This is a genomic window from Pseudomonas sp. NPDC079086 (assembly GCF_044542155.1).
In the GTDB taxonomy this organism is placed as follows: domain Bacteria; phylum Pseudomonadota; class Gammaproteobacteria; order Pseudomonadales; family Pseudomonadaceae; genus Aquipseudomonas.
In genome coordinates this window covers 54,378-77,488 of the sequence record NZ_JBITTY010000001.1, presented here as the reverse complement: position 1 = coordinate 77,488, position 23,111 = coordinate 54,378, and the positions used below count along the sequence as shown (strand labels likewise).

21 protein-coding genes and 1 tRNA gene are annotated in these 23,111 nt (G+C 61.9%); 11 read left to right on the top strand and 11 right to left on the bottom strand.

What is annotated here, in order from left to right:
• The first annotated feature begins 24 nt into the window (after nucleotides 1-24).
• From hutU to hutC, 3 genes are all read left to right on the top strand, one after another.
• Complete coding sequence (gene hutU, locus ACIGEK_RS00365; RefSeq protein WP_397491433.1) at nucleotides 25-1,707, top strand: urocanate hydratase; 1,683 nt, start codon at nucleotides 25-27, stop codon at nucleotides 1,705-1,707.
• Entirely contained in the window at nucleotides 1,704-3,239 is a 1,536-nt protein-coding gene (hutH, locus tag ACIGEK_RS00360; protein ID WP_397491432.1) for a histidine ammonia-lyase, read from the top strand. The genes hutU and hutH overlap by 4 nt, the downstream gene beginning before the upstream one ends.
• A gap of 83 nt (nucleotides 3,240-3,322) precedes the next feature.
• Nucleotides 3,323-4,036: a histidine utilization repressor gene (gene hutC / locus ACIGEK_RS00355; RefSeq protein WP_397491431.1), complete on the top strand. Its 714-nt coding sequence runs from the start codon at nucleotides 3,323-3,325 to the stop codon at nucleotides 4,034-4,036.
• A 7-nt stretch (nucleotides 4,037-4,043) separates the two neighbouring features.
• Here the strand turns inward: hutC and ACIGEK_RS00350 are convergent, their stop codons facing one another.
• Nucleotides 4,044-4,700 carry an endonuclease I family protein gene (locus ACIGEK_RS00350; RefSeq protein WP_397491430.1) on the bottom strand — a complete coding sequence of 219 codons (657 nt, stop codon included), beginning with the start codon at nucleotides 4,698-4,700 and terminating at the stop codon, nucleotides 4,044-4,046.
• Nucleotides 4,701-4,898: 198 nt separating this feature from the next.
• Here ACIGEK_RS00350 and ACIGEK_RS00345 point away from each other — a divergent pair, with 198 nt between their 5' ends.
• A complete protein-coding gene (locus tag ACIGEK_RS00345) occupies nucleotides 4,899-5,144 on the top strand; it encodes a hypothetical protein (RefSeq protein ID WP_397491429.1) in 246 nt (81 codons plus the stop codon).
• A gap of 67 nt (nucleotides 5,145-5,211) precedes the next feature.
• On the opposite strand, the gene ACIGEK_RS00340 is transcribed toward ACIGEK_RS00345, so the two are convergent.
• From ACIGEK_RS00340 to ACIGEK_RS00330, 3 genes are read right to left on the bottom strand one after another with little or no spacing between them, the layout of a single operon-like run.
• A complete protein-coding gene (locus ACIGEK_RS00340; RefSeq protein WP_397491428.1) occupies nucleotides 5,212-5,619 on the bottom strand; it encodes a PaaI family thioesterase in 408 nt (135 codons plus the stop codon).
• A gap of 28 nt (nucleotides 5,620-5,647) precedes the next feature.
• Entirely contained in the window at nucleotides 5,648-6,526 is an 879-nt protein-coding gene (locus tag ACIGEK_RS00335; RefSeq protein ID WP_397491427.1) for an alpha/beta fold hydrolase, read from the bottom strand.
• Nucleotides 6,523-7,113 (bottom strand): TetR/AcrR family transcriptional regulator, encoded by a 591-nt coding sequence (locus tag ACIGEK_RS00330; RefSeq protein WP_397491426.1) that lies wholly within the window; start codon nucleotides 7,111-7,113, stop codon nucleotides 6,523-6,525. Before ACIGEK_RS00330 ends, ACIGEK_RS00335 begins: the two co-directional genes overlap by 4 nt.
• Before the next feature lie 208 nt (nucleotides 7,114-7,321).
• Here ACIGEK_RS00330 and ACIGEK_RS00325 point away from each other — a divergent pair, with 208 nt between their 5' ends.
• The 3 genes from ACIGEK_RS00325 to ACIGEK_RS00315 all read left to right on the top strand — a co-directional run bounded on the left by ACIGEK_RS00325 (nucleotide 7,322) and on the right by ACIGEK_RS00315 (nucleotide 10,248).
• Complete coding sequence (locus ACIGEK_RS00325) at nucleotides 7,322-7,918, top strand: LemA family protein (protein ID WP_397491425.1); 597 nt, start codon at nucleotides 7,322-7,324, stop codon at nucleotides 7,916-7,918.
• 17 nt (nucleotides 7,919-7,935) lie between these two features.
• Nucleotides 7,936-9,858, top strand: a complete 1,923-nt coding sequence (locus ACIGEK_RS00320; RefSeq protein ID WP_397491424.1) for a M48 family metallopeptidase — start codon at nucleotides 7,936-7,938, stop codon at nucleotides 9,856-9,858.
• Between the two features lie 198 nt (nucleotides 9,859-10,056).
• The gene (locus tag ACIGEK_RS00315) at nucleotides 10,057-10,248 is read left to right on the top strand and encodes a hypothetical protein (RefSeq protein ID WP_397491423.1); all 192 of its coding nucleotides are present in this window, start codon (nucleotides 10,057-10,059) and stop codon (nucleotides 10,246-10,248) included.
• 11 nt (nucleotides 10,249-10,259) lie between these two features.
• Here ACIGEK_RS00315 and ACIGEK_RS00310 read toward each other — a convergent pair whose 3' ends face one another.
• From ACIGEK_RS00310 to ACIGEK_RS00300, 3 genes are all read right to left on the bottom strand, one after another.
• Nucleotides 10,260-10,814, bottom strand: coding sequence for an NADPH-dependent FMN reductase (locus tag ACIGEK_RS00310; protein WP_397491422.1), 555 nt, complete (start codon nucleotides 10,812-10,814; stop codon nucleotides 10,260-10,262).
• A 69-nt stretch (nucleotides 10,815-10,883) separates the two neighbouring features.
• The gene (locus tag ACIGEK_RS00305; RefSeq protein WP_397491421.1) at nucleotides 10,884-11,780 is read right to left on the bottom strand and encodes a LysR family transcriptional regulator; all 897 of its coding nucleotides are present in this window, start codon (nucleotides 11,778-11,780) and stop codon (nucleotides 10,884-10,886) included.
• Nucleotides 11,781-11,849: 69 nt separating this feature from the next.
• Nucleotides 11,850-12,779, bottom strand: a complete 930-nt coding sequence (locus tag ACIGEK_RS00300; protein WP_397491420.1) for an ion channel — start codon at nucleotides 12,777-12,779, stop codon at nucleotides 11,850-11,852.
• Between the two features lie 177 nt (nucleotides 12,780-12,956).
• Between ACIGEK_RS00300 and ACIGEK_RS00295 the strand changes: the two genes are divergently transcribed.
• Together ACIGEK_RS00295 and speB are read left to right on the top strand one after the other, a co-directional pair.
• Entirely contained in the window at nucleotides 12,957-14,036 is a 1,080-nt protein-coding gene (locus ACIGEK_RS00295) for an extracellular solute-binding protein (RefSeq protein WP_397491419.1), read from the top strand.
• Between the two features lie 10 nt (nucleotides 14,037-14,046).
• A complete protein-coding gene (gene speB / locus ACIGEK_RS00290; RefSeq protein WP_397491418.1) occupies nucleotides 14,047-15,015 on the top strand; it encodes an agmatinase in 969 nt (322 codons plus the stop codon).
• A 199-nt stretch (nucleotides 15,016-15,214) separates the two neighbouring features.
• On the opposite strand, the gene ACIGEK_RS00285 is transcribed toward speB, so the two are convergent.
• The 3 genes from ACIGEK_RS00285 to ACIGEK_RS00275 form a co-directional block, all read right to left on the bottom strand.
• Complete coding sequence (locus ACIGEK_RS00285; RefSeq protein WP_397491417.1) at nucleotides 15,215-16,774, bottom strand: acyl CoA:acetate/3-ketoacid CoA transferase; 1,560 nt, start codon at nucleotides 16,772-16,774, stop codon at nucleotides 15,215-15,217.
• Nucleotides 16,775-16,881: 107 nt separating this feature from the next.
• Nucleotides 16,882-18,267, bottom strand: a complete 1,386-nt coding sequence (locus ACIGEK_RS00280; RefSeq protein WP_397491416.1) for a GntP family permease — start codon at nucleotides 18,265-18,267, stop codon at nucleotides 16,882-16,884.
• A gap of 399 nt (nucleotides 18,268-18,666) precedes the next feature.
• The gene (locus ACIGEK_RS00275; protein ID WP_397491415.1) at nucleotides 18,667-20,127 is read right to left on the bottom strand and encodes a sigma-54 interaction domain-containing protein; all 1,461 of its coding nucleotides are present in this window, start codon (nucleotides 20,125-20,127) and stop codon (nucleotides 18,667-18,669) included.
• Between the two features lie 244 nt (nucleotides 20,128-20,371).
• Between ACIGEK_RS00275 and ACIGEK_RS00270 the strand changes: the two genes are divergently transcribed.
• Both ACIGEK_RS00270 and ACIGEK_RS00265 read left to right on the top strand, forming a co-directional pair.
• Nucleotides 20,372-21,433 (top strand): GGDEF domain-containing protein, encoded by a 1,062-nt coding sequence (locus ACIGEK_RS00270; protein ID WP_397491414.1) that lies wholly within the window; start codon nucleotides 20,372-20,374, stop codon nucleotides 21,431-21,433.
• A 164-nt stretch (nucleotides 21,434-21,597) separates the two neighbouring features.
• A complete protein-coding gene (locus tag ACIGEK_RS00265) occupies nucleotides 21,598-22,959 on the top strand; it encodes a putative bifunctional diguanylate cyclase/phosphodiesterase (RefSeq protein ID WP_397491413.1) in 1,362 nt (453 codons plus the stop codon).
• A gap of 63 nt (nucleotides 22,960-23,022) precedes the next feature.
• On the opposite strand, the gene ACIGEK_RS00260 is transcribed toward ACIGEK_RS00265, so the two are convergent.
• Nucleotides 23,023-23,099: transfer RNA gene (locus ACIGEK_RS00260), tRNA-Ile, on the bottom strand.
• Nucleotides 23,100-23,111 lie beyond the last annotated feature (12 nt).

Here is a 23,111-nt window from a genome sequence, read left to right as displayed (position 1 = left end):
CGATCTGTTGATAAGGAGCTTGTTATGAGCCTTTTCCGTGACACCGAAATCCGCGCCGCCCGTGGCACCACGCTGACCGCCAAGAGCTGGCTGACCGAAGCGCCGCTGCGCATGCTGATGAACAACCTCGACCCGGAAGTCGCCGAGAACCCCAAGGAGCTTGTGGTGTATGGCGGCATCGGCCGCGCCGCGCGCAACTGGGAGTGCTACGACAAGATCGTCGAAGTGCTGACCCGCCTGGAAGACAACCAGACCCTGCTGATTCAATCCGGCAAGCCGGTCGGCGTGTTTGAAACGCACAAAGACGCGCCGCGCGTGCTGCTGGCCAACTCCAACCTGGTGCCGCACTGGGCCACCTGGGAGCACTTCAACGAACTGGATGCCAAGGGCCTGGCCATGTACGGCCAGATGACCGCTGGCAGCTGGATCTATATCGGCAGCCAGGGCATCGTCCAGGGCACCTATGAAACCTTCGTCGAGGCCGGTCGCCAGCACTACGGCGGCAACCTCAAAGGTAAGTGGGTGCTGACTGCAGGCCTGGGCGGTATGGGCGGCGCGCAGCCACTGGCGGCGACCCTGGCCGGCGCTTGCTCGCTGAATATCGAGTGTCAGCAGAGCCGTATCGATTTCCGCCTGAAGACCCGTTATGTCGACGAGCAGGCCAGCGATCTGGACGACGCCCTGGCGCGTATCGACAAGTACTGTAGCGAAGGCAAGGCAGTGTCCATCGCGCTGTGTGGCAACGCGGCTGAAATATTGCCGGAACTGGTCAAGCGTGGCGTGCGTCCGGACATGGTCACCGACCAGACCAGCGCCCACGACCCGCGCCACGGCTACCTGCCGATTGGCTGGAGCTGGGATGAATACGTCGCCCGCGGCAAAACTGAAGAGGCCGTGGTGGTCAAGGCCGCCAAACAGTCGATGGCTGTGCACGTGCGCGCCATGCTGGCCTTCCAGCAGATGGGCGTGCCGACCTTCGACTACGGCAACAATATCCGCCAGATGGCTCTGCAGGAGGGCGTCGACAACGCCTTCGACTTCCCCGGTTTCGTCCCTGCTTATATCCGTCCGCTGTTCTGCCAGGGCATCGGCCCCTTCCGCTGGGTGGCGTTGTCCGGCGACCCTGAGGACATCTACAAGACCGACGCCAAGGTCAAGGAACTGATTCCTGACGACGCCCACCTGCACAACTGGCTGGACATGGCCCGCGAACGCATTAGCTTCCAGGGCCTGCCAGCACGTATCTGCTGGGTCGGCTTGAAAGACCGCGCGCGCCTGGCTCAAGCCTTCAACGACATGGTCGCCAGCGGCGAGCTGAAGGCGCCCATCGTGATCGGTCGCGACCATCTGGACTCCGGCTCGGTGGCCAGCCCCAACCGTGAAACCGAAGCCATGCAGGACGGCTCCGACGCCGTGTCCGACTGGCCGCTGCTCAACGCTCTGCTGAATACCGCAGGCGGCGCGACCTGGGTGTCGCTGCACCATGGCGGCGGCGTCGGCATGGGCTACTCGCAGCATTCCGGCGTGGTGATCGTCGCTGACGGCACCGCCGAAGCCCGTGCTCGTCTCGGCCGCGTGCTGCGTAACGATCCAGGCACTGGGGTGATGCGTCACGCTGATGCCGGTTATGACATTGCTGTCGATTGCGCCCGTGAACAGGGCCTCGACTTGCCTATGATTAGCGCAACTCAAGGAGCCCGAGCATGAGTCTGTTCACCCTGCACCCTGGCCAGTTGACCCTGGCCCAACTGCGCGCCGCCTACCAGGCACCCCTGCGCGTGAGCCTGGCAGCGTCGGCCTACCCGGCCATCGAAGCCAGTGTTGCCTGCGTCAACGGCATCATTGCCGAAGGCCGTACCGCTTACGGCATCAACACCGGTTTCGGCCTGCTGGCCTCGACCCGCATCGCCAACGAGGACCTGGAAAAACTCCAGCGCTCGCTGGTGCTGTCGCATGCCGCCGGCATCGGTGCGCCGCTGGATGACGCTATGGTGCGGCTGATCATGCTGCTCAAGGTCAACAGCCTGGCGCGAGGTTTTTCCGGTATTCGCCGCGAGGTGATCGAGGCGCTGATCGCTCTGATCAATGCCGAGGTCTATCCGCATATTCCGCTCAAGGGCTCGGTCGGTGCCTCCGGCGACCTGGCGCCGCTGGCGCATATGTCGCTGGTGCTGCTCGGCGAGAGCCAGGCGCGGCACAAGGGCCAATGGCTGCCGGCCACAGAAGCCCTGGCCATTGCCGGTCTCGAGCCGATGACCCTGGCGGCCAAGGAGGGCCTGGCCCTGCTCAACGGCACCCAGGTGTCCACCGCCTACGCCCTGCGTGGCCTGTTCGAGGCCGAAGACCTGTTTGCCGCCGCTACTGTTTGCGGTGGCTTGACCGTCGAAGCCGCACTGGGTTCGCGTTCGCCGTTCGATGCGCGCATCCATGCCGCCCGTGGTCAGCGCGGGCAGATCGACGCGGCTGCGGTGTATCGTCATCTGCTCGGTGATAGCAGTGAAGTTGGCCGCTCCCACGAAGCCTGCGACAAGGTGCAGGACCCGTACTCGCTGCGCTGCCAACCACAAGTCATGGGCGCCTGCCTGACTCAGTTGCGTCAAGCCGCCGAGGTGTTGGCAGTCGAGTCTAACGCAGTATCGGATAACCCCCTGGTGTTCGCCGCCGAGGGTGATGTGATTTCCGGTGGCAACTTCCACGCCGAGCCGGTGGCCATGGCCGCCGACAATATCGCCCTGGCCATCGCCGAAATCGGCGCACTGAGCGAGCGCCGCACCTCGCTGATGATGGACAAACATATGTCGCAACTGCCGCCGTTTTTGGTGGCCAATGGCGGGGTCAACTCCGGCTTTATGATCGCCCAGGTCACCGCTGCAGCATTGGCCAGCGAGAACAAGGCACTGGCTCATCCGCACAGCGTCGACAGCTTGCCGACCTCGGCGAACCAGGAAGACCATGTGTCCATGGCCCCAGCTGCTGGCAAGCGCCTGTGGGAAATGGCTGCCAATACCCGTGGCGTGCTGGCTATCGAATGGCTGGGCGCCTGCCAGGGCCTGGATTTCCGCGAAGGGCTGAAAAGCTCGCCGCTGCTGGAGCAGGCACGTCAGGCCCTGCGCGCGCAGGTGCCGTACTACGTGGAAGACCGCTTCTTCGCCCCGGATATCGAGGCCGCCAATGCTCTGCTCGCCGAGCGCGTGCTGACCCCGTTGTTGCCGAGCGGGGTATTGCCGTCGCTGGCGTAAGCCGTTGTACCCCTCTCCATGGTGGGAGAGGGCAGGTAAGCCGGTTATTATCCGCGCATCGGGTAACCACCCAAGGAGCCGCTGTGAGCAGTACAACCCCGCGCTACAAGGCGATTGAAGCGTTTCTGCTGGAGCGCATCCACAGCGGCGCTTACCCGGTTAACCATCAGATTCCGGCGGAAGAGCAGCTGGCGCGGGATTTTGGGGTCAGCCGGATGACCGCCAACAAGGCCATCCGCGACCTGGTGCAGAAGGGCTACCTACTGCGCCAGGCTGGCCTGGGCACCTTCGTCACCGACCGCAAGGCCGAATCATCGCTGCATGAAGTGCTGAACATCGCCAATGAAGTGCGCGGCCGTGGGCATGCCTACAGCAACGACATCATTCGCTGTGAAGCGCTGGCCGCGGATGATGAAGTGGCGTTGCGTCTGGGCCTGCGGTTGGGCGCTGAGGTGTTTCACAGCATCCTGGTGCACCGCGAGGATGGCGTGCCGATCCAGCTGGAAGACCGCTTCGTCAATCCGCGCTGGGTGCCGCATTACCTGGACAGTGATTTCTCTCTGCAGACGCCTAACGAGGTGCTGGTCAGCAGCTGCCCGATTTCCGATGTCGAGCATGTAGTGGAGGCGGTGCTGGTGGATCAGCAGGTGGCTGATTGGTTGGCTATCGAAGTGGCCGCGCCTTGCCTGAGTGTGATCCGCCGCACCTGGTCGGATGAGCATCTGATCAGCTACGCCCGGCTGATCCATCCGGGCGATCGTTATAAGCTGCGCTCCAGCCATAAACCTCGGCGCTGAACACGCATCAGTTATTGATCTGCTGCTCGACCAGTTCGGGGTTGTCGATAAAGCGGTTGCGGGTGCCTTGCAGGCTGGCAATCTTGTCGTTGCGCGCCTTTTCTTCGGCGTCCGGCGGGTCCATCTGGTGCCACTTCTTGTACACCTGCACCTGACCGACGATGGGCAGGTTGTATTCGACGTGCATATAGAAGATCGCCCGGGCCACGTTGCCCTTGGCTTCGTCGCGTGGCTCCACCAGTTGAAAACTGGTTTTCATATCGCAGCCGATATCGTCGAACTTGCTCGGCACACTGTCGTCCAGATCGCCGAATTGCGCATTGCGCCGCACCAGCTCGACGCGGGTCATTGCCGGGTAGAGGTTGTGCAAATCGGACGCCATATAGACGTAACGAGGGTTCATGATCTTGCACTGGCGGTCGGTGACGCAGCGCAGCGCGCTTTTCAGCTGCTTGCTGCTGTAAATAGGGCTGGCTTTGAACTGGCCGCTTTCCTCGGTGAACTCTTTCCCACAATACAGCGTGCTGCCGCCCTGGCCATAAAGCTGGCTCCAGAACAGTTGCACGGCGGCTTTGGGATCGGAAAGTTGATCTTGCCCATTCGCGAATGCAAGTGGGCTGATGCTGGCTGTTAGGCAGCTGATGGCAAGAAGCAATGAGCGCATGTGTGGCCCCAATGACCGCCGTTGACGGGGTCTGTTGTTTTTGTAAGACAAGATCGAGTCTAACAAGACCTGCGTCACAAAATAAAGCCGAGCGTTTGCTCGGTTTTACTCGAGAAGGCGTCGTGTAGGCTATGGCTTACACGACGTGCTGCAGATCGCCACTATGCCGCATGCAGGCCGGCGGCTAATCTGCTGCCCATGGACGTCGCGCAGGAAGCGCACTTTAGCAACAGGGATACGCGGGACAGCTGCCAGGATGGCAAGCAGATCAAGGATGTCAGCAAACAGTCTGCAAAGGCCCCGCAATGCGGGGTTTTCTTTTTTATGCTCAACGCTTCCATGCGCGTCACCCCTCTGGGGCTTGCGCGCAAAAACGCTCCCGACGTTTTTGTGTCCATGCCATCCATGGCAGCCACCCTTCGGGCCATCGCTGCGCGATGTTAAAAATTGCTCCAGGCAATTTTTTTATGGCGTTCGCCAAGTCATATAACCCTTCTTGATCTGCCGCATGCTATCGCGTGATCACGCTAAAGACCGCACTGGCGCGGGCGATGCGCACTGATTCGACCACAAAGTAGCAATTGGCAAACGCCAGGCTTTTGCCGACCTTTTGTACATCGGTTTCGATGCTGATCCAGTCGCCGAGCTTGGCGGTACCGGCGTAGTCGATGGTCAGGCTGCTGGTCACTATCGGAGTAGGCGGCTCCTGGGCGAAGGCGCTGTTATAGCCCAGGGCTACATCAGCCAGGCTGCTGAGTACGCCGCCATGCACCAAGCCTCGGGCATTGCAGTGTTTATCCTCGGCGCGCAGACCAATCACCAAGCCCGAGTCGGTGCGCTGGTTATAGATCGGCCCGAGCAAATCAAGAAAGGGGCTGCTGCGAAACAGTGGGGTAAAGCCTGCTGGGATCATGCTCATCAGCGAAACCTCCTTCAATCTGGGTTGTTCAGGCGGCTTGGCGTTGCGCCTGCAATTCAGCGAACCAGTTCAGCGTTTCATCCCACAGCGACTGCGCAGCCGGGCGGAAGTAGCCCATATGGCCGAGAGGACCGATGCTGGCGACTGAATCGATAGTGCGTGCTTGATAGGGCGCGGCGCTGTAGGCGGCCATAAAGGCATCGCGCGAGGCGGGCGGTGCCCACAGGTCGTCCAGCGCGTTGGCAGCAATAATCGGCGTGCTGACCTGGGCGAAGCGCTCGGCGAGATCCGGCATCTGCGGGTCTTCGAAGAAATAGCGTGGGAAGCTGCACCAGCGCTTCCACTGTTTGTATACGCCCAGCGGCAAATCCTCGCCCATGCCCAGTTTGCTCCAGGCCAGATAGCCCTTGTAGCGGGTCAGCAGTGGGCCGATCAGCCGCCACATGATCAGCACGCGCAGCTGTTCGGCCTTGGGCATCCAGCCATGCCAGCCGGCTCCGGTGCCGAAAGTGTAGAAACCCTGAACCTGATCATGGTTCGGCAGCAGGCCGAAGGCATGCCCACCAAAGGAGTGGCCGACCATATACAGCGGTCGCTGCGGGTGACGATGCTGGTCGACAGCCGCTGCGAGGTCGAGGTGCGCCCAGTCCAGATAATCCATGGCAAAGCCGCGCAAGCTGGCCGGCTTCGATTGGCCGATGCCGCGGTAGTCGAGGGTCAGGGTGCTATAGCCGCGTTGCGCGGCGTACTCGGCAAAGCGCCGGTAGAACCCCTGAGGCACGCCGGTGGCGCCGGCAATCACTAGTTGCGCCACTGGCTCCGGGGCGTGATACAGCGTGGCGGTGAGCGGATAACCGTCGAGTGCCGGCAGCTGCACCGTTTCGCTAATAATGGCTGGGGTGTTCATGGGCGGACTCCTCCCGGAAACTGTTCGCGGGTTAGGTTGAACAGGGCAGTGGCGGCGCGCTTAAGCGGCTCGCTACTACCGGCCACGCGGGCTTGCAGCAGCCCGCCTTCATACAGCGCTACAAACAGTGCGGCGAGATTGTCCGCCTGCTCGCTGGGGTAGCCGTAGGCATGCAGTTGGACGCTCAGGGCCTGGCGTACGGCGGTGAAACTGCGCTGCAGAGCGGCGCGAATCTCCAGATCTTCCGGGCCGCTTTCCAAGGCGATGGTGGCCAGCGGGCAACCACGTTCGAACTGGCTGTTCTCCAGCTGCTGCAGGGCACCTTGCAACCAGTTGTGCAGCGCCTTGAGCGGATCGGGCTGCTGAGCAAAAAGCTGGCTGAACAGGCTGTCGATATGCCGGCTGATATGGTCAATAGCCGCCACCGCCAGCTCGCTTTTACCGCCAGGGAAGTGGTGATAAAGGCTGCCCTTGGGCGCGCCGGCAATTTCCAGCAGCTCACTCAGGCCAACGCCATGCAGCCCCTTGCGTTGCAGGGAGTCGGCCATGGCGTGAATCAGTTTGTCGCGGGTCGAGGTTTTTTTCATGGGTTAAATATATAGACCGGTCGGTCTGTTTTGCCAAGATTTTTTTCCACCATGCGATATCTGGATAACACTGCATAAGCCAAGCGTCAGGACGTGTGGCGTTGTTCAGTGGCGGTTTAGGGCCTGCAGTTTTGCGCCGGTGAGCATTCGCTGCAGCGCTTTTCCGCTACCATCTGCATCTCCCCCGCATGCGATAAGGATTTCCCCCATGTCCATCTCCACGTTGATTTTCCTGGCGGTTGTCGCCGCGCTGATCTTTTTCGTGATCGGCATTTACAACCAGCTGGTGACCTTGCGTAACCGCTTTCAGAACGCCTTTGCGCAGATCGAGGTGCAGCTCAAACGCCGTTATGACCTGATCCCCAACCTGGTGGAAACCGCCAAGGGCTATATGGCCCACGAGCGGGAAACCCTGGAGGCGGTGATTGCCGCGCGCAATAACGCGGTAACCGGGCTCAAGGCCGCTGCGGCGCAGCCTGGCAATGCGCAGAGCATGGCGCAGCTGGGCGGCGCGGAAGGGTTGCTGAACAGCGCTTTGGGTCGCCTGAACGTTACGCTTGAGGCATACCCGGACCTCAAAGCCTCGGCAAACATGCAGCAGCTCAGTGAAGAGTTGAGCAGCACCGAGAACAAGGTGGCCTTCGCCCGCCAGGCCTTCAACGATGCGGTGATGGCCTATAACACCTACAAGCAGGCGTTCCCGCCGGTATTGCTGGCCGCCAGTTTCGGCCACGCCCAAGATGCCACCCTGCTGGAGTTCGCCGACAGCGCGGCGATTCAGGAAGCGCCGAAGGTGTCGTTCTAAGTTAAGGGCTCGGCACGATGAATTTCTTCGAGCAACAGGATCGCGCCCGGCGTAACAGCGGGCGGTTGCTGATCCTTATGGTGCTGGCGGTGCTTAGCCTGATTACCTTGACCAGTCTGGTGCTGGGCTTGGTCTGGCAGTTGTTTGGCCAGAGTCACACCTCGTTGTGGTTGGCCAGTGACGCACCGAACAGCGTACTGCCCAGTTGGCCACTGGTGGGTTGCGTCGCGCTGGCGGTGATTGGCGTAGTGTTGCTCGGCAGTCTGTACAAGCAGCTGCAGCTGAGCCGCGGCGGCCAGGCGATTGCCGAGCGCTTGGGCGGGCGGTTGATCAACCTGTCGCCACAGAGCCTGGAAGAGCGCCGGCTGCTCAATGTGGTGGAGGAAATGGCCTTGGCCTCGGGCACCTCGGTGCCGCCGGTGTATGTGCTTGATGATGTTGGGATCAACGCCTTTGCTGCCGGCCTGACGCCGCAGGATGCGGTGATCGGGATAACCCGTGGCGCGATTTGCCAGCTCAGTCGCGATGAATTGCAGGGCGTGATCGCCCACGAGTTCAGTCATATCTTCCACGGCGATATGCGTCTCAATACGCGCCTGGTGTCGGTGCTGCACGGCATTCTGCTGCTGGGCCTGATTGGCGGCTTTCTGCTGCGCAGCAGCGGCCGTGGTAGCCGTTCCAGTCGCGATAACTCGGTGGCGATCGTGCTCGCCATTGGCGTCACACTGTGGGTGCTAGGCTATGCCGGAACCTTTTTCGGCAACCTGATCAAGGCTGCCGTAAGCCGCCAGCGCGAGTTTCTCGCCGACGCCTCGGCGGTGCAGTACACCCGCAACCCAGACAGCATCGCTGGCGCCTTGAAGAAGATCGGCGGCAATTTGTATGGCTCACAACTGCAGGCCGGGCATGCCGCCGAGTTCAGCCATATGTATTTTGCCGCTGGCATCAGCCAGGCGCTGGAAGGCATGCTGGCCACTCATCCGCCGCTGGACCAGCGCATCCTCAGGATTACCCCAGGCTGGGATGGCCGTTACCCGCATGTGGCGGAGATCAGCACTGCAGCGCCGGGCGCCGGGGGCAGCGATTCTGCCGCCAAGTTGTATGACGCGAGTGCCTTTGTTCCAGGTTTAAGCCCGGCCTCGGCGAGTGAGGCGATTGGTGCCATTGGCGATCCACAGGCGCCACATTTGCTGGCTGCGCGCAGCACCCTGGCACATCTGGATATTGCTCTGAGCGAGGCTGCGCATAGCTGCAATGGTGCGCAGGCGTTGCTCTACGGCCTGCTGCTCGACCCGGTCGAGGCGCAAGCGGCGCAGCAATTACAGCTGCTGCAGCCGCGCATCGCCGCTGAGGTTGCCGCGCAGCTTGAGCAGTTGCGCGAGCCGCTGCGCCGGCTGGCGCCTGGGATGCGCTTGTCTCTTTTGGATCTGGCCATGCCCGCCCTCAAGCAACTGGCGACTGATCAGTTCGCCGTGCTCAAGGCCAACCTGGCCTTGCTGATCCGCGCCGATGGCCGGGTCGCACTGCTGGAGTGGACGCTACTGCGCATTGTTGAGCGTAATGTCGAAGGCGTACGCGCGCAGACCAGCCGTTATCAGCTGCAGGATCTGGCCGCTGAAACCCGCGTGGTGCTGTCGCTGCTGGCCCGCGCAGGCGGAGTGGATGAATCAGCTGCGCAGCTCGCTTTCAAGCATGCCGGTAGCGAATTACCGTTCCCGCTTGAGCCGTTGCTATCGGCCAGCGCAAGTGGCTTATCCGCGCTGGAACTTGCGCTGCGGCGCTTGAGTCTGCTCTGGCCGTTGCAGAAGCCGCAGCTGCTCAAAGCGATGGCACGCTGCATCGAGCATGACGGCCAGATCAGCGCTGAGGAGGCCGAGTTGATGCGAGCGGTGGCGGATATTCTCGACTGCCCAATGCCGCCGCTGCTGAGCCAGGGCTGACCGTCCGGCGGCCGATGGCTTGACCCGTCGCGGTAATCGGCGGACTGTTAAGGCGTCGGCGGGTCGCGTTTGCCCTCTCGGCCTCTGCAACCTAAAGACGCTTCTAGTCATAAGAAACGCTGTCGCGGCCTTGTGCCCCTTGCTACTGCCTCCTGACCTCGATCGTCACGCCTGCGTGTAGCCGGCAAGGAGCATCCTGTGACTATTTTCCAACCCCTGCCCCAAGGGCTGTTCGATCCACGCCTGCAGCTGGAAGCGGAAACCCGCGAATACCGGGCGTACCCTGACAGGACCTGCTTGGGTACGCCAAATATCCACGCCGATATCGTTCAGACCATCGCCGCCATCGACCGGCTGGCTGGGCAGTTGCTTCAGCCGCCGACGCATTAGCCTGCGGCCTGCTAGAGATGCCGCGCCACCCAGGCGGCATAGGCGTCGATAAACTTCTGCAGAAACGGTTTGATGCCATCGTCGAGCTTGCCGGCTTCATCGAAGAAGCTGCCGGCCCCGCCGAGGTAGGCTTCCGGCTGCTGCATCATGTGAACGTCGAGAAACACCATGGATTGGCGCAGGTGGTGGTTGGCCGCGAAGCCGCCGATGGCCCCTGGCGAGGCGCTCAACACGGCGCCGGGTTTACCGCTGAAGGCACTCTTGCCGTAGGGCCGCGAGCCGACATCGATGGCGTTCTTCATCGGTGCCGGCACCGAGCGGTTGTACTCCGGGGTAACAAACAGCAGCGCATCGGCCGCCTGCAACTGGCTGCGGAAGTCGTTATAGGCGGCGGGCGGGTTGTCCTGGTCGATGTCTTCGTTGTAAAGCGGCAGCTCGCCGATCTCGATAATCTTCAGCTGCAGCGAGGGTGGGGCGAGTTCGCTCAGGGCCAGTGCCAGTTTGCGGTTGATCGAAGCCTTGCGCAGGCTACCGACCAGCACGGCGACGCTGTAAGTCTTGTTCATGACGACTCCTTGGGGGTGAGTGACGAGACTGAAAACTATAGACCGCCACAACCCGTGCGCCGTTCTGCTTCAGATGGCGAAGGCCGCCAGCAGATCCTCACTGAACGCCCGCTGCGCATCACTGGGGGGCTGGCCGCGATGGCTGGCCAAGTGAAACTGCACCTCAAAACCCAGCTCTTCAGCCTGCAGTGCACGCAGGCGGCCGCTGGCCAGCCAGGGCGCGGCGATATGTTCGGGCAGATAACCGACATGCTGGCCGGAGAGGATAAACGCCAGGGTGCCGTCCACCTGCTCGGTTTGCGCCGAACTGGCCGCACTCTGGAAGGGCTCGCGGGCTTGTACGAAACGGTAGGGGTGATGCACCCGGTCGGTCTGTTGCAAGTCTTCCAGGCTGATTTGTGGGCACTTGAACAGCGCATGCCCAGCCGCGCAAAACAGCACCTGACGCTCGCGAAACAGCGGCTGATAATCCAGCGCGGTCTGATTGCCGGAGAAGTAGCCGATGGCCAGATGTAACTGGCCCTGCAATAGACGGCGCTCCAGCTCGGCAGGCATGGCCGTGAGCAGCTCGATCTGCACCGCTTGATTACGTCCGCGAAAATGGCCAATGGCCTCGGCCACCTGTTCCAGCACGTTGGCTGCCAGGCCTTCGGACAAACCAATGCGCAGCTCGCCCAGTAGCTTGTCGGCCATGCCCTGGGCTTCGTTCTTGAAGGTATCAATGGCGCTGAACAATTTGCGCGTGGCACTCAGCACCTGCTCGCCTTTGCGCGTCAGGCGAAAACCGCCCTTGCCGCGCTCACACAGGCGAAAACCCAGGCGGGTTTCCAGCTTGGCCATCTGCGTGCTGATAGTCGACTGACCGATCCCCAGTTCGCCTTGAGCGGCGCTAAAGCCGCCACACTCGACCACGGTAACGAACAGGCGCAGCAACTGCAGATCAAGGTCGCGTAACTGGCTGAGCATGACGGCTCCAAACATTGCTGATGGTCGATGCGCCAGTAGATCACTTGGGTTTTCTTCGATGCAACTTGGCTAGCGAGTCATCTTCTTCACAAACACCACAACAAACAGCGCCATGGTAAAGCTGCCGGCAAAGGCCTCGAAGGCGGCAATCGGGCGGGCTATGCCGTGGGGGGTGATATCGCCGTAGCCTAGGGTGGTGAAGGTCACTACGCTGAAGTAGAGGCAGTCGGCGAGGTCGTCCAGGTTGGCTAGCCAGCCGCGCTCCAGGGCCAGGCCCAGAGGTTGGCCGGCGTGTTGTACACCGACCAGAAAGTACAGCAGGCCGCAGAAAACGATCAGCGCGATTGAGAACAGCACAACGTTCAGTGGCTTTTCGCCGTAGCCGCTGAGTAGGTCGACCAGCCAGGACAGCGCGCGTCTGCCGGAGTAGCGTGGCAGTTGCCGGCGGCGCATCACCATTTCGCGGTGAAAGAACATGCCGGCCTGTTCGAACAGTCCGGCTTTCTCCAGATGCAGGCGCAGGTTGCGGTAGGTTTCTTCGGCCTCTTCGAAGCAGCGTCGGGCGGCAGTGCTGTCGCCCAGGCGCTGGTGCGCGCGGCCCTGGCGCTCCTGGCGCAGGCGTCGGTCCCAGATCACGTTGTCCAGGCGCGCGCCGTCCAGTTGCACGCCCAGCAGGTTGCAGTCGCGCAGGTCGCAGCAATGCAGGTTGGCGCCGCGTAGGTCGGCTTTCATCAGCGAGCTGCCGCGCAGGTCGAGGCCGAACAGATGGGCTTTCTGTAGATCGGCGCGGTACAGATCGCTATCGCGAAGGTCATGGCCTGTGCGCTGGTTATGGTTGACCAGGTCAATGCCGGCGAGTTGTGCGTACTTGAGCTGGAAGCCGCGCATCGGCGCGCCGCTTTGCGCGCGCTGGTGCAGGGCTGCGCACAGGCCATCGAGGTCGCGCTTGTCCTGATCGGCATCGAGCCAGAAGCTGTCGTCGACCTGCAACTCGTGCATAGGGCCGCTCTCCGTGGTGGTCTAGCAAGACTAGTCGGCTACTGGCTTAGCGAACGGCTTCATCTGTTTAAACATTGGTAGATGACAATGTCAGCGTGCATCACTTCATATTTATCCGAAGCAAGCCGCGCGGCAGGATGGCTTCACACCACTTGAAAGCCGATGAGGTAGCTCACCATGCGCCCGCTCATGCCACTGTTATTGCTGTGCTGCGTCGTTGCTGCGCAAGCCGAAGATAAGGCCCTGAACCTCTACAGCTGGTCCGCCTACCTGCCGGAGCAAGCCCTGCAGCGCTTCAAGGATGAAACCGGGATCACTGTCAAATACGACATCTTTGACAGCGCCGAAGCCCTGGACAGCAAACTGCTCACCGGCGGCAGCGGTTATGACGTCGTCTTTCCGGCCTCCAGCGGCCTGGCCCGGGCGATTCAGGCCAAGGCCGTGCAACCGCTGGATCGCAGCCAGCTGCCACACCTGGGCAACCTAGACGATGAGCTGTTGGGTAAGCTCGCCAGTGCCGACCCTGGCAACCTTTACGGCCTGCCATACACCTGGGGCACGGTCGGCGTGGGTTTCAACCGGCAGGCGCTCGAACAACGCCTGCCCGGCGTACCGCTAAACAGCCTGGATCTGCTGTTCAAGCCTGAGTACGCCAGCAAGCTGAAAGATTGCGGCATCGCGGTGATCGACTCGCCGCAGGAAGTGATCAGCATCGTCCTCAATTACCTGGGCAAGGACCCTTACAGCACTGAGCGCACCGACCTTGATGCGGTGGCGCAGCTGCTGGCCCAGCTGCAACCGAACCTGCGCTATGTCGGCGCCGGGCGGCATATCAATGATCTGGCCAAGGGCGAAATCTGCCTGGCGCTGACCTACAACGGCGACGCCTACATGGCGGCGGCCAGCGCCGCTGAGGCCAAGCAGCCATTCGAGGTGCAGTACCGCATTCCGCGTGAAGGCACACTGCTGTGGTTCGACACCATGGCGATTCCCGCCGATGCGCCGCACCCCGAGGCCGCCCACGCCTTTATTGACTACATGCTGCGCCCCGAGGCCATAGCCGAGCTGACTAACAGCGTGTTCTTCGCCAACGCCAACCAGGCTGCCACCGCCTTGGTCGACCCTGCGATTAGCGGCGATGCCGATATCTACCCCGGTGAAACGGTGCGTGCGCGGCTGTTTGCCGAGCAGTTGATGCCGCTGCGTCAACAGCGTGAGCGCACACGTATCTGGACCACTTTCCGCAGTCAGTATTGAGTACCCGCTAATGGAAGAATTTAACGGCAACGATCAGGCATTTACCCGCGATAGCCTCTACGGCACAGCTTCGGAACCGACCTATGCGGGCGTCACCAGCTTTATGCGCCGGCGTTACAGCCGTGATCTGCAGGGCGTCGATTTGGTAGTCAGCGGCGTGCCCTTCGACACCGCTACCACCAACCGCCCCGGCACCCGTTTTGGTCCGCGAGCGATTCGTACAGCCTCGGTGACCAGCGCCTGGGAACGGCATTACCCGTGGGAATTCGACCCCTTCGATCATCTGGCAGTAATTGATTACGGCGACTGCAATTTCGACCATGCCCTGCCGCACAAGATTCCTGCGGCCATCGAGGCGCATGCTGAGCATATCGTCCAGGCCGGTTGCGCCATGCTCACCCTGGGCGGCGACCACTTCATCAGCTACCCGCTGCTCAAGGCCCATGCGCGTAAGTACGGCGCGCTGTCGCTGGTGCATTTTGATGCGCACAGCGACACCTGGCCGGATGCCGATGACAGCGAGCAGGGCGTTAACCACGGCACCATGTTCTACCATGCCGCGCGCGAGGGCCTGGTTGATCCATCGTGCTCGGTGCAGATCGGCCTGCGCACCACCAATGACGACGTGATGGGCTTTCAGGTGCTGGACGCGCGCCAGGTGCACCGCAGTACGCCGGAGCAGATCGCCGCGCAGATCCGCGCACGGGTCGGTGATAACCCGGTGTACCTGACCTTCGATATCGACTGCCTCGACCCGGCCTTTGCCCCCGGCACCGGCACGCCAGTGTGCGGCGGCCTGAGTACCCATCAGGCGCTGGAAATTCTCCGCGGCCTGCGTGGGATCAATCTGGTCGGCATGGATGTGGTGGAAGTTTCGCCGCCCTACGACCACGCCGAAGTCACGGCTCTGGCCGGCGCTACCGTGGCGATGGAGTTGGTGTGCTTGTATGCCGCGCGGCACAAAGTCGGCGAGCGTTGAGAGGGAAATACCTAGGGTGGAAATCGCTGTTTATTTCCACCATTGGCATTCACCTCGGCCGCCCATGGTGGACCGGTGAAGAGTGGTCCACCATGCGATTCTGATGGGGCCTACAAGAACTGAGCATGTTGGCCAAAGCCAATTCAGGCTTCGCGATAAAAAAACGGGCCCAGCGGGCCCGTAAACTCACACTCAAATGTTAGTCAGCATTCAATCGCTCGCTCAGGCCCATGGATGTCGGCAGAAACAGCCGTGCATCCATCCGATGCGGTGCACGCACGATGGGGCTGAAGTTCATGCGATCGAGGATGTCGCGCTGGATATCCACGCCCGGCGCCACTTCTATCAGCTCCAGGCCATCCAGGGTCAGGCGGAAGACGCAGCGCTCGGTGACATACAGCACCGGCTGGCCACGTTCGGCGGCCTGATAGCCGGCGAAGGTACGGTGTTCTACCTCGGCGACGAACTTGCGCAGCTCGCCGTCCTTGATGATGCGCAACTGGCCGTTCTCGATGCGGATATCCTGCGGCCCGGCGCTAAAGGTGCCGAGGAATACCACCTGCTTGGCGTTCTGGCTGATATTGATAAAGCCGCCGGCACCGGCCAGACGTGAACCGAACTTGGACACGTTGAGATTGCCCGCTGCATCGGCCTGGGCCAGGCCGAGAAAGGCGATATCCAGACCGCCGCCGTCGTAGAAATCGAACTGATAAGGCTGGTCGAGCAGCGCGCTGTGGTTGCTCGCCGCGCCAAAATCCAACCCCGAGGCGGGTATGCCGCCGATCACCCCGGGTTCGGCGGTCAGGGTCAGGCGCTCGATCACGCCTTCTTCGGCGGCCACCGCTGCCACGCCTTCCGGCATGCCGATGCCGAGGTTGACCACCGCACCAGCTTTCAACTCCAGCGCCGCGCGGCGCGCAATCAGTTTGCGTATATCCAACGGCATGGCCTTTAGGCTGTCTACTGGCACCCGGGTTTCGCCGGCGAAAGCCGGGTTGTAAGCAGTGGCGAAGGTCTGCTGGTGATTGGCCGGGTCAGCCACCACCACACAATCGACCAAAATCCCGGGGATCTTCACCTCGCGCGCATTTATCGAGCCGCGTTCGACGATGCGCTCGACCTGAGCGATGACCAGCCCGCCCGAGTTGTGCGCAGCCATGGCGATGGCCAGGCTCTCGATGGTCAGCGCCTCGCGCTCGAAACTCAGATTGCCATCGGCATCACTGCTGGTGGCGCGCACCACGGCAACGTGAATCGGAAAGGTCGGGTAGAACAGGTAGTCCTCACCGTCGATGGGCATCAGCCGCACCAGCTCGGTGGTGGTACGCGCATTGAGCTTGCCGCCGCTGTGGCGCGGATCGACATAAGTGCCCAAACCAACCCGCGACAGCTGCCCCGGTTTGCCGGCGGCGATATCGCGAAACAGCTGGGAGATCACCCCCTGCGGCAGGTTGTAGGCCTCGATGCGGTTATCCACCGCCAGCTTCTGCAGCCCCGGCACCAGCCCCCAGTGTCCGCCGATCACTCGCCGCACCAATCCCTCATAGGCCAGGTGGTTAAGGCCGCGACCTTTGCCATCGCCTTGGCCGGCGGCATACACCAGGGTCAGGTCGCGTGGTGCCTGCTCAGCAAGAAAGCGCTGCTCCAGAGCAATGGCGATTTCCTCGGCGAAACCGATGCCGACAAAGCCGCCAGTAGCCAGGTTGGCGTTGTCCGGGATGCGCGCCACAGCTGCTGCGGCGGTCATGATCTTGCTCATGGTGCTTACTCAAAAAGCGGGATGGGATAACGGCGTCACCCTGTAGGAGCGGGCCATGCCCGCGATAGCGGTTCGCGGGCATGGCCCGCTCCTACGGATGCATCGGATCAAAAGCTGCCAAACAGCGTGCCCAGGGTAATCACCACGGCCAACGCCACCATCGGGAAGGCCACGGTGTTGACGAAGATAAATTTGTACGACTCGCGGTGGGTGAGTTTGCAGATCGCCAGCAGCGAGATCACCGCGCCGTTGTGCGGCAGGGTGTCCATGCAGCCGGAGGCCATGGCAGCGACGCGGTGCAGCAGCTCGGGGCTGATGCCGGCGGTGTTGGCCAGAGTCAGGTACTGCTCGCCGAGGGTCTTCAGCGCAATCGACATACCGCCAGACGCCGAGCCGGTGATGCCGGCGAGGATATTCACCGCCACGGCTTCGGAGATCAGCGGGTTAGCGGAGACGCCGAGCACCAGGTCGCGAATGATCACAAAGCCGGCTAGGGAGGCGATCACCGTGCCGTAACCGACTTCGGCGGCGGTGTTGAGGATTGGCAGCATGGAGCCGAACGCGCCGTCGTTGACGCTCTTCTTCAGGTCCATCCAGCGCTTCCAGTGCATGGCAATCAGCAGCAGGATGGCCGCACTGAGGGCGACGATAATCGCCCAGATGCCGATCAGCGACTTGGCGTCCTGCAGGCCGCCGAACTCCGGCTTGGCCAGGTAGCTGGTGTCGAGGCTTGGCAGAATCTGCTTGGCCATCAGGAAGTTCAGGCCGATCACCACAAAGATCGGCAGCAGTGCCAGCCAGAAACCAGGGATAGTGCGCTTCTCCTCGACGATGGGATCGTCGCGGTGCTCGCCGTAGCCCTCACCAGCCGCCATCAATTTGCGCGACTGGGCGGTGAGCCACCAGGTGCCGAGGCCGAACATGGTCAGTCCGGCGATCACCCCAAGGCCCGGCGCGGCAAACGCGTCGGTGCCGAAAAACGGGTTGGGGATGGCGTTCTGAATCGCTGGCGTGCCGGGCAGGGCGGTCATGGTGAAAGTGAACGAACCGAGTGCGATAGCGCCGGGGATCAGCCGCTTGGGAATGCCCGCCTCGCGGAACAGTGCCGCGCCAATCGGGTACACGGCGAATGCCACGACAAACAGCGACACGCCGCCGTAAGTGAGGATGCCGCACGCCAGCACAATGGCCAGAATCGCCCGCTCGCTGCCGACCTTGGCAACAATGCCGTGGGCGATGGCGCGGGCTGAGCCCGAGTCGTCCATCAACTTGCCGAACAAGGCACCGAGCAGGAATAGCGGGAAAAATTGCATCACATAGCCGCCCATGGCCTTCATAAACACCTGGGTGTAGGTGGGCAGCAGCAGGCCAATATCGCCGGCAAACAGCAATGCCAGCAGGGCCAGCAGTGGGGCGAGGATCAGCACGTTGATGCCGCGATAGGCGAGGTACATCAACAATGCGAGGGAAATCAGAATACCGAGGGTACCCATGGCTGGTTCCTTTTGTTGTTGTTTTAAGCACCGCTCTGCGGCGGTGCTGATGAGCTTGCTCGTGAAATCAGGCACCGAGACAAAGCGTTGAGCAGACTAGAGCGAAAGCTGTGCCAGGCAGGGCTACGACTTTGGTCTAGGTGGGTGAAAGGCTTGTGGTTGATGGATTGCGTGGGTTTATAGGGGAGCCGGCGGGGTTGCTGGGGGAGGTGGGCGTGTCTTTATTTTTGGAATTAGTCCAGATATTTGGATTGCTGAGTAAGCTTAAAGTCCAGAATTCTGGATTTTCGCTTTTGTAGGAGCGGGCATGCCCGCGATCTCTTGCGGGCTCAAAAGCATCGCGGGCAAGCCCGCTCCTACAGGGAATTGCGTTCGCTTTAGCAGACTGCGCTGCCTCGCTTAATCATGCTTACCCAACCCATGCAGGGCCAGCTTGGCATACAGCCCAGCGCGGGAAATGCCTAAGCGTTCCGCAGCCTGTTGGCGGTTGCCTGCAGTGGCTTGCAGGGCGTCGATCAGTGCCTGGCGTTCGGCCTGCGCCAGTTGCTCTGCCAGGGTTTGCGCCACTGTAGCGGCGGGCTGTGGGGCAAGGTTGTGCGCTGCGGGCGTCACCGGATCGACCAGCAACGCCCGCACAGCTGACGCGTCTAGGCGCCCGTCGACATCCAATTGCGCGCGCTCCAGCAGGTTGCGCAGTTCGCGCACGTTGCCGCGCCAGGGCTGTGCGCTCAGCAGGACGAGGGCGTCGTCGCTCACTTCCAGCGGGGCTTGAGCGGAGCGATTGGCGATATCGTCGAGCAGGTGCTCCAGCAACGCCGGAATGTCCTCGCGGCGCTCACGCAGGGGCGGTACGCGCAGGGCCAGGACGTTGAGGCGGTAGTAGAGATCGTCACGGAACTGCCCGGCTGCGACCTTGGCTTCCAGGTCGATATGCGTGGCGGCAATCACCCGCACATTCAGCGGTTTGACCTGATTGGAGCCGAGCGGCTCGACTTCCTGTTCCTGCAATACGCGCAGCAGCTTGGCTTGCAGCGGTAGCGGCAGGTCGCCGATTTCATCGAGAAACAGCGTGCCGCCGTTGGCCACCTCGAACTTGCCGATCCGCGCCTTGCGATCCGCACCGGTAAAGGCGCCGGGCGCGGTGCCGAACAGCTCGGCCTCGACCAGGGTTTCCGGAATGGCGGCGACGTTGACCGCGACAAACGGCCCGTTGGCCCGTGGCGACAGGTTGTGAATGCCCTGGGCCAGCAACTCTTTACCGGTGCCGGTTTCACCGCGCAGCAACACTGTGGCATCCAGTTGTGCGGCACGGCGGGCCTGGCGTTTGACCTCGCTGGCCGCGCTACTGGCGCCGATAAATCCGGCGATGGTGTAACGCGCACGGCGCGCCTTGGCCAGCTCGTGCTGGGTGGCGACTAGCTGGCTCTGCAGCAGGTTGAACTTGGCCATCAGCGGCTTGAGGTGGCGGGCGCGGTCGAACAGGACAAAACCCAGCGCGCCGACTAGGGTGCCGTCCTCATCGCGCAGCGGAATGCGCGTGACCACGAAATGCTCGCTGCCAAAGGCCATCAGGTCGAGCATGCTTGGCTGGCCGCTTTCCACCACCTCGCGCAGGCGACTGGCCGGCAGTACTTCTTCGATTTCCTTGCCGAGCACGCTGCGCGGGTCGCTGATGCCGACCTTCTCGGCGTACTTGTCGTTGATCCAGACGATGCGCGCCTGGCGGTTGACTGCGATGGTGCCCTCGCATTGCGCATTCAGGTGGTCGAACAGCAGCGGCATGGCCACGGCGCGAAAACGCTCGGGCGAAACGCCGATGATCAAACCGTGTTGGTCGAGGTCGTCGCGGGCAATGGCCATGGGCGCAGTACATCCAGAATCAGGTGCGGCCGATTATGGGTGGCGCTGCGCGCAAGGGGCAACCAGCGGGCGGTGCGCGAGCTGCCGAGCAAGGCTTTATGAAAGGTTTGCGGGCCTACGCAGCAAGTGGCCCGCGACGCTTACGTAAGCCAGAGGCCGACGGTTCATGTCACGCTATCTGGCCAAGGACCTGGCAGTTGAGGCACAGTGAGCCATCAAACCGCCATCTATACAGCGTCAGGCCATGTTTTTTCGACCGCGAACCAAACCGGGCAATGACAGCAGTGCCGCCGTCACCGACTTGCAGGATGTCGGCCAGCGGTCGTTGATCCGTATGATATTTGCCACCACCGGGCTGACCCTCGGGGTGTTCTGCGTGCTGCAATTTATGGCCGGCAACTACCTGTTTGCCAGCTTTGAACTGCTGGCCACCGGCGTCTTGTTGTGGGGCGCCTGGCGCGTCGTCAGGGCGCGCAACCTGTTGCCCTGGATCTACCTCTACCTGCTGCCGACCTTCAGCTTTCTGCTGTACATCATCGTTATCCCCAACGCCTCGAAAACCGCCTTCGTCTGGGTCTACAGCATCCCCGTGATGTCCTACCTGCTGCTCGGTCTCAAGCGCGGCAGCCTGCTGGCGCTGCCCTTCGTCATCGGCGCCTGCCTGCTGTACCTCTACACCTACCCGATCCACTGGGATGCCGAGAGCCTGATTGATCTGGGTAACGCAGTGTTCTGTGGGCTGATGATTCTGGTCTTCGTCTACCTCTACGAAGCCCGCCGCGCCGCTGCCTACCAGCAGTTGCAACACATGGCGCGCACCGACGCGCTGACCGGCGTGGCCAGCCGTGGCAGTTTCCAGCAGAGCCTGGAACAAAGCATTCGTGAGGCGCAGCGCAGCCAGGCCAAGCTGGTGCTGGTGGTATTGGATATCGACTATTTCAAAGCAGTTAATGACCAGTACGGCCACGATGCCGGCGACCAGGCCCTGCGGCATATTTGTAACAGCCTTGGCCAGCGTCTGCGTGCCACCGATACCCTTGGCCGCCTGGGAGGCGAGGAGTTCGGCCTGCTGCTGCGCAATACCGATGGCCAGGGCGCCGAACCGCTGGTGGAAAGTCTGCGCGCGCAGCTGTGTAGCCAGCCAATGCGCTACGGTGATCAGGACATTGCCCTGTCGGCTACCTTCGGCCTGGCCGAGTGGCCTGTCGATGGCAGCAGCGCCGAGCAGCTTTATCGCTGCGCCGATCAGCGCCTGTATCGCGGCAAGGAACTGGGTCGCAATCGCCTGGTTGGCCGTAGCAGTTAGGTGGACAAACGCAATACCGAGTAAGCGCTGCCTGCGCCGCGCGCAATCGCGCAGAAGGCCCTTGCTACGGCGTCTACACTCATCTTTGCCCATTTAACAATCGTAGTGCGGGCATGCCTCGAGCGGCTTTTGTCGCGAAACAACAGGTCACTCAGAGATTTTTCATGACCGTCCTTTCTGCCTTTCTCAAGCAGATTCTCAAGCTCTGGCATTCGCCCGACCTGGCCCTGATCGGTCAACGCCGCGAGCGGCGCATGCGCATGCTTGCCAGCTTGGTACTGCTGCTGGTCGGCAGCTTCTGGGGCCTCTTCTTCAGCCTGCGCGGCGAGTGGGGCGTCGCCCTGATGGACCTGCTGCTAATCCTCTGCGGCCTTAGCGTATTTATCCTGACCCTGCGCAACCGCGTGCGCCTGGCCAATCTGCTGCTGTTCGGGGTGATCATCCTGGTGATTGTCGGCACCACTTTGTTGATGGACCCGCACACCGCCGCCGCGCCGCGTGCGACCCACCTATACCTGCTGCCGCTTGCGGTGGCGGCGCTGATGGCATTTCGCGACGAGCGTCTGTGGCTGCGCTACGGCGTTGCACTGTTATGCCTCAGCTTATTTACCGTTCTGGCCTCCTCATCCTGGAGCCCAACCAGCGCCTTCCACCTACCGGATGAAGTGCGCATCGCCGGTTCCTGGATACAGAGCGTAGCGGCCATGCTGATGCTGTTTGCCCTGCTGCATGTTCTGCAGAGCGACGCCGCCGAGCGTTCGATGCTCGACCGCGACCTGCACGCCGCGCTGGCTGAGCAGCAGTTCGTGCTGCACTACCAGCCGCAACTGGACAGCAGCGGCAACGTCACCGGCGCCGAAGTGCTGATCCGCTGGCAGCACCCGCTGCGCGGGCTGGTGCCCCCCGCCGAGTTCATCGGGCATGCCGAGAAAACCGGGCTGATTATCCCAATTGGCCAGTGGGTGCTGGAGCAAGCGTTTACCCAACTGCGCGCCTGGAAGGACGACCCGCTTTACTGCGACATCAGCCTGGCGGTCAACATCAGCCAGAAGCAGTTTCGCCAAGCCAATTTTGTCACCGACATGCTCGGGCTGATCAATACCTACGGTATCGACGCGCGTCACCTCGAGCTGGAACTGACCGAAACCCTGATCGTCCACGACATCGACGACCTGATGCGCAAAATGGCCATATTGGTCGAGCATGGAGTGCGCTTCTCCCTGGACGATTTCGGCACCGGCTTCTCCTCCCTTAGCCACCTCAAACGCCTGCCCCTCAACACCCTGAAAATCGACCGCTCATTTATCAGCGACGTTCTCACCGACACCAGCAGCCAAACTATCGTGCGCACGGTGATCGCCCTGGGGCAAAGCATGGGTATGACGGTGATAGCCGAAGGCGTGGAAACCGAAGCACAGCAGCAGTTTTTGCTCAGTAATGGCTGCATGCAGTTTCAGGGATATCTGTTTAGTAAGCCGCTGCCGCTGGGGGCGTTTACTGCGTTTGTTGAAAGGCAGAATGGTTGAGAGGTAGATATGAAGTCGATACGGGTAGAAACGTAAAAGCCGCGCAGTGCGCGGCTTTTTGTTTGGTGGGCCCACACGGACTCGAACCGTGGACCAAAGGATTATGAGTCCTCTGCTCTAACCAACTGAGCTATGGGCCCTCAGAGGCGGGC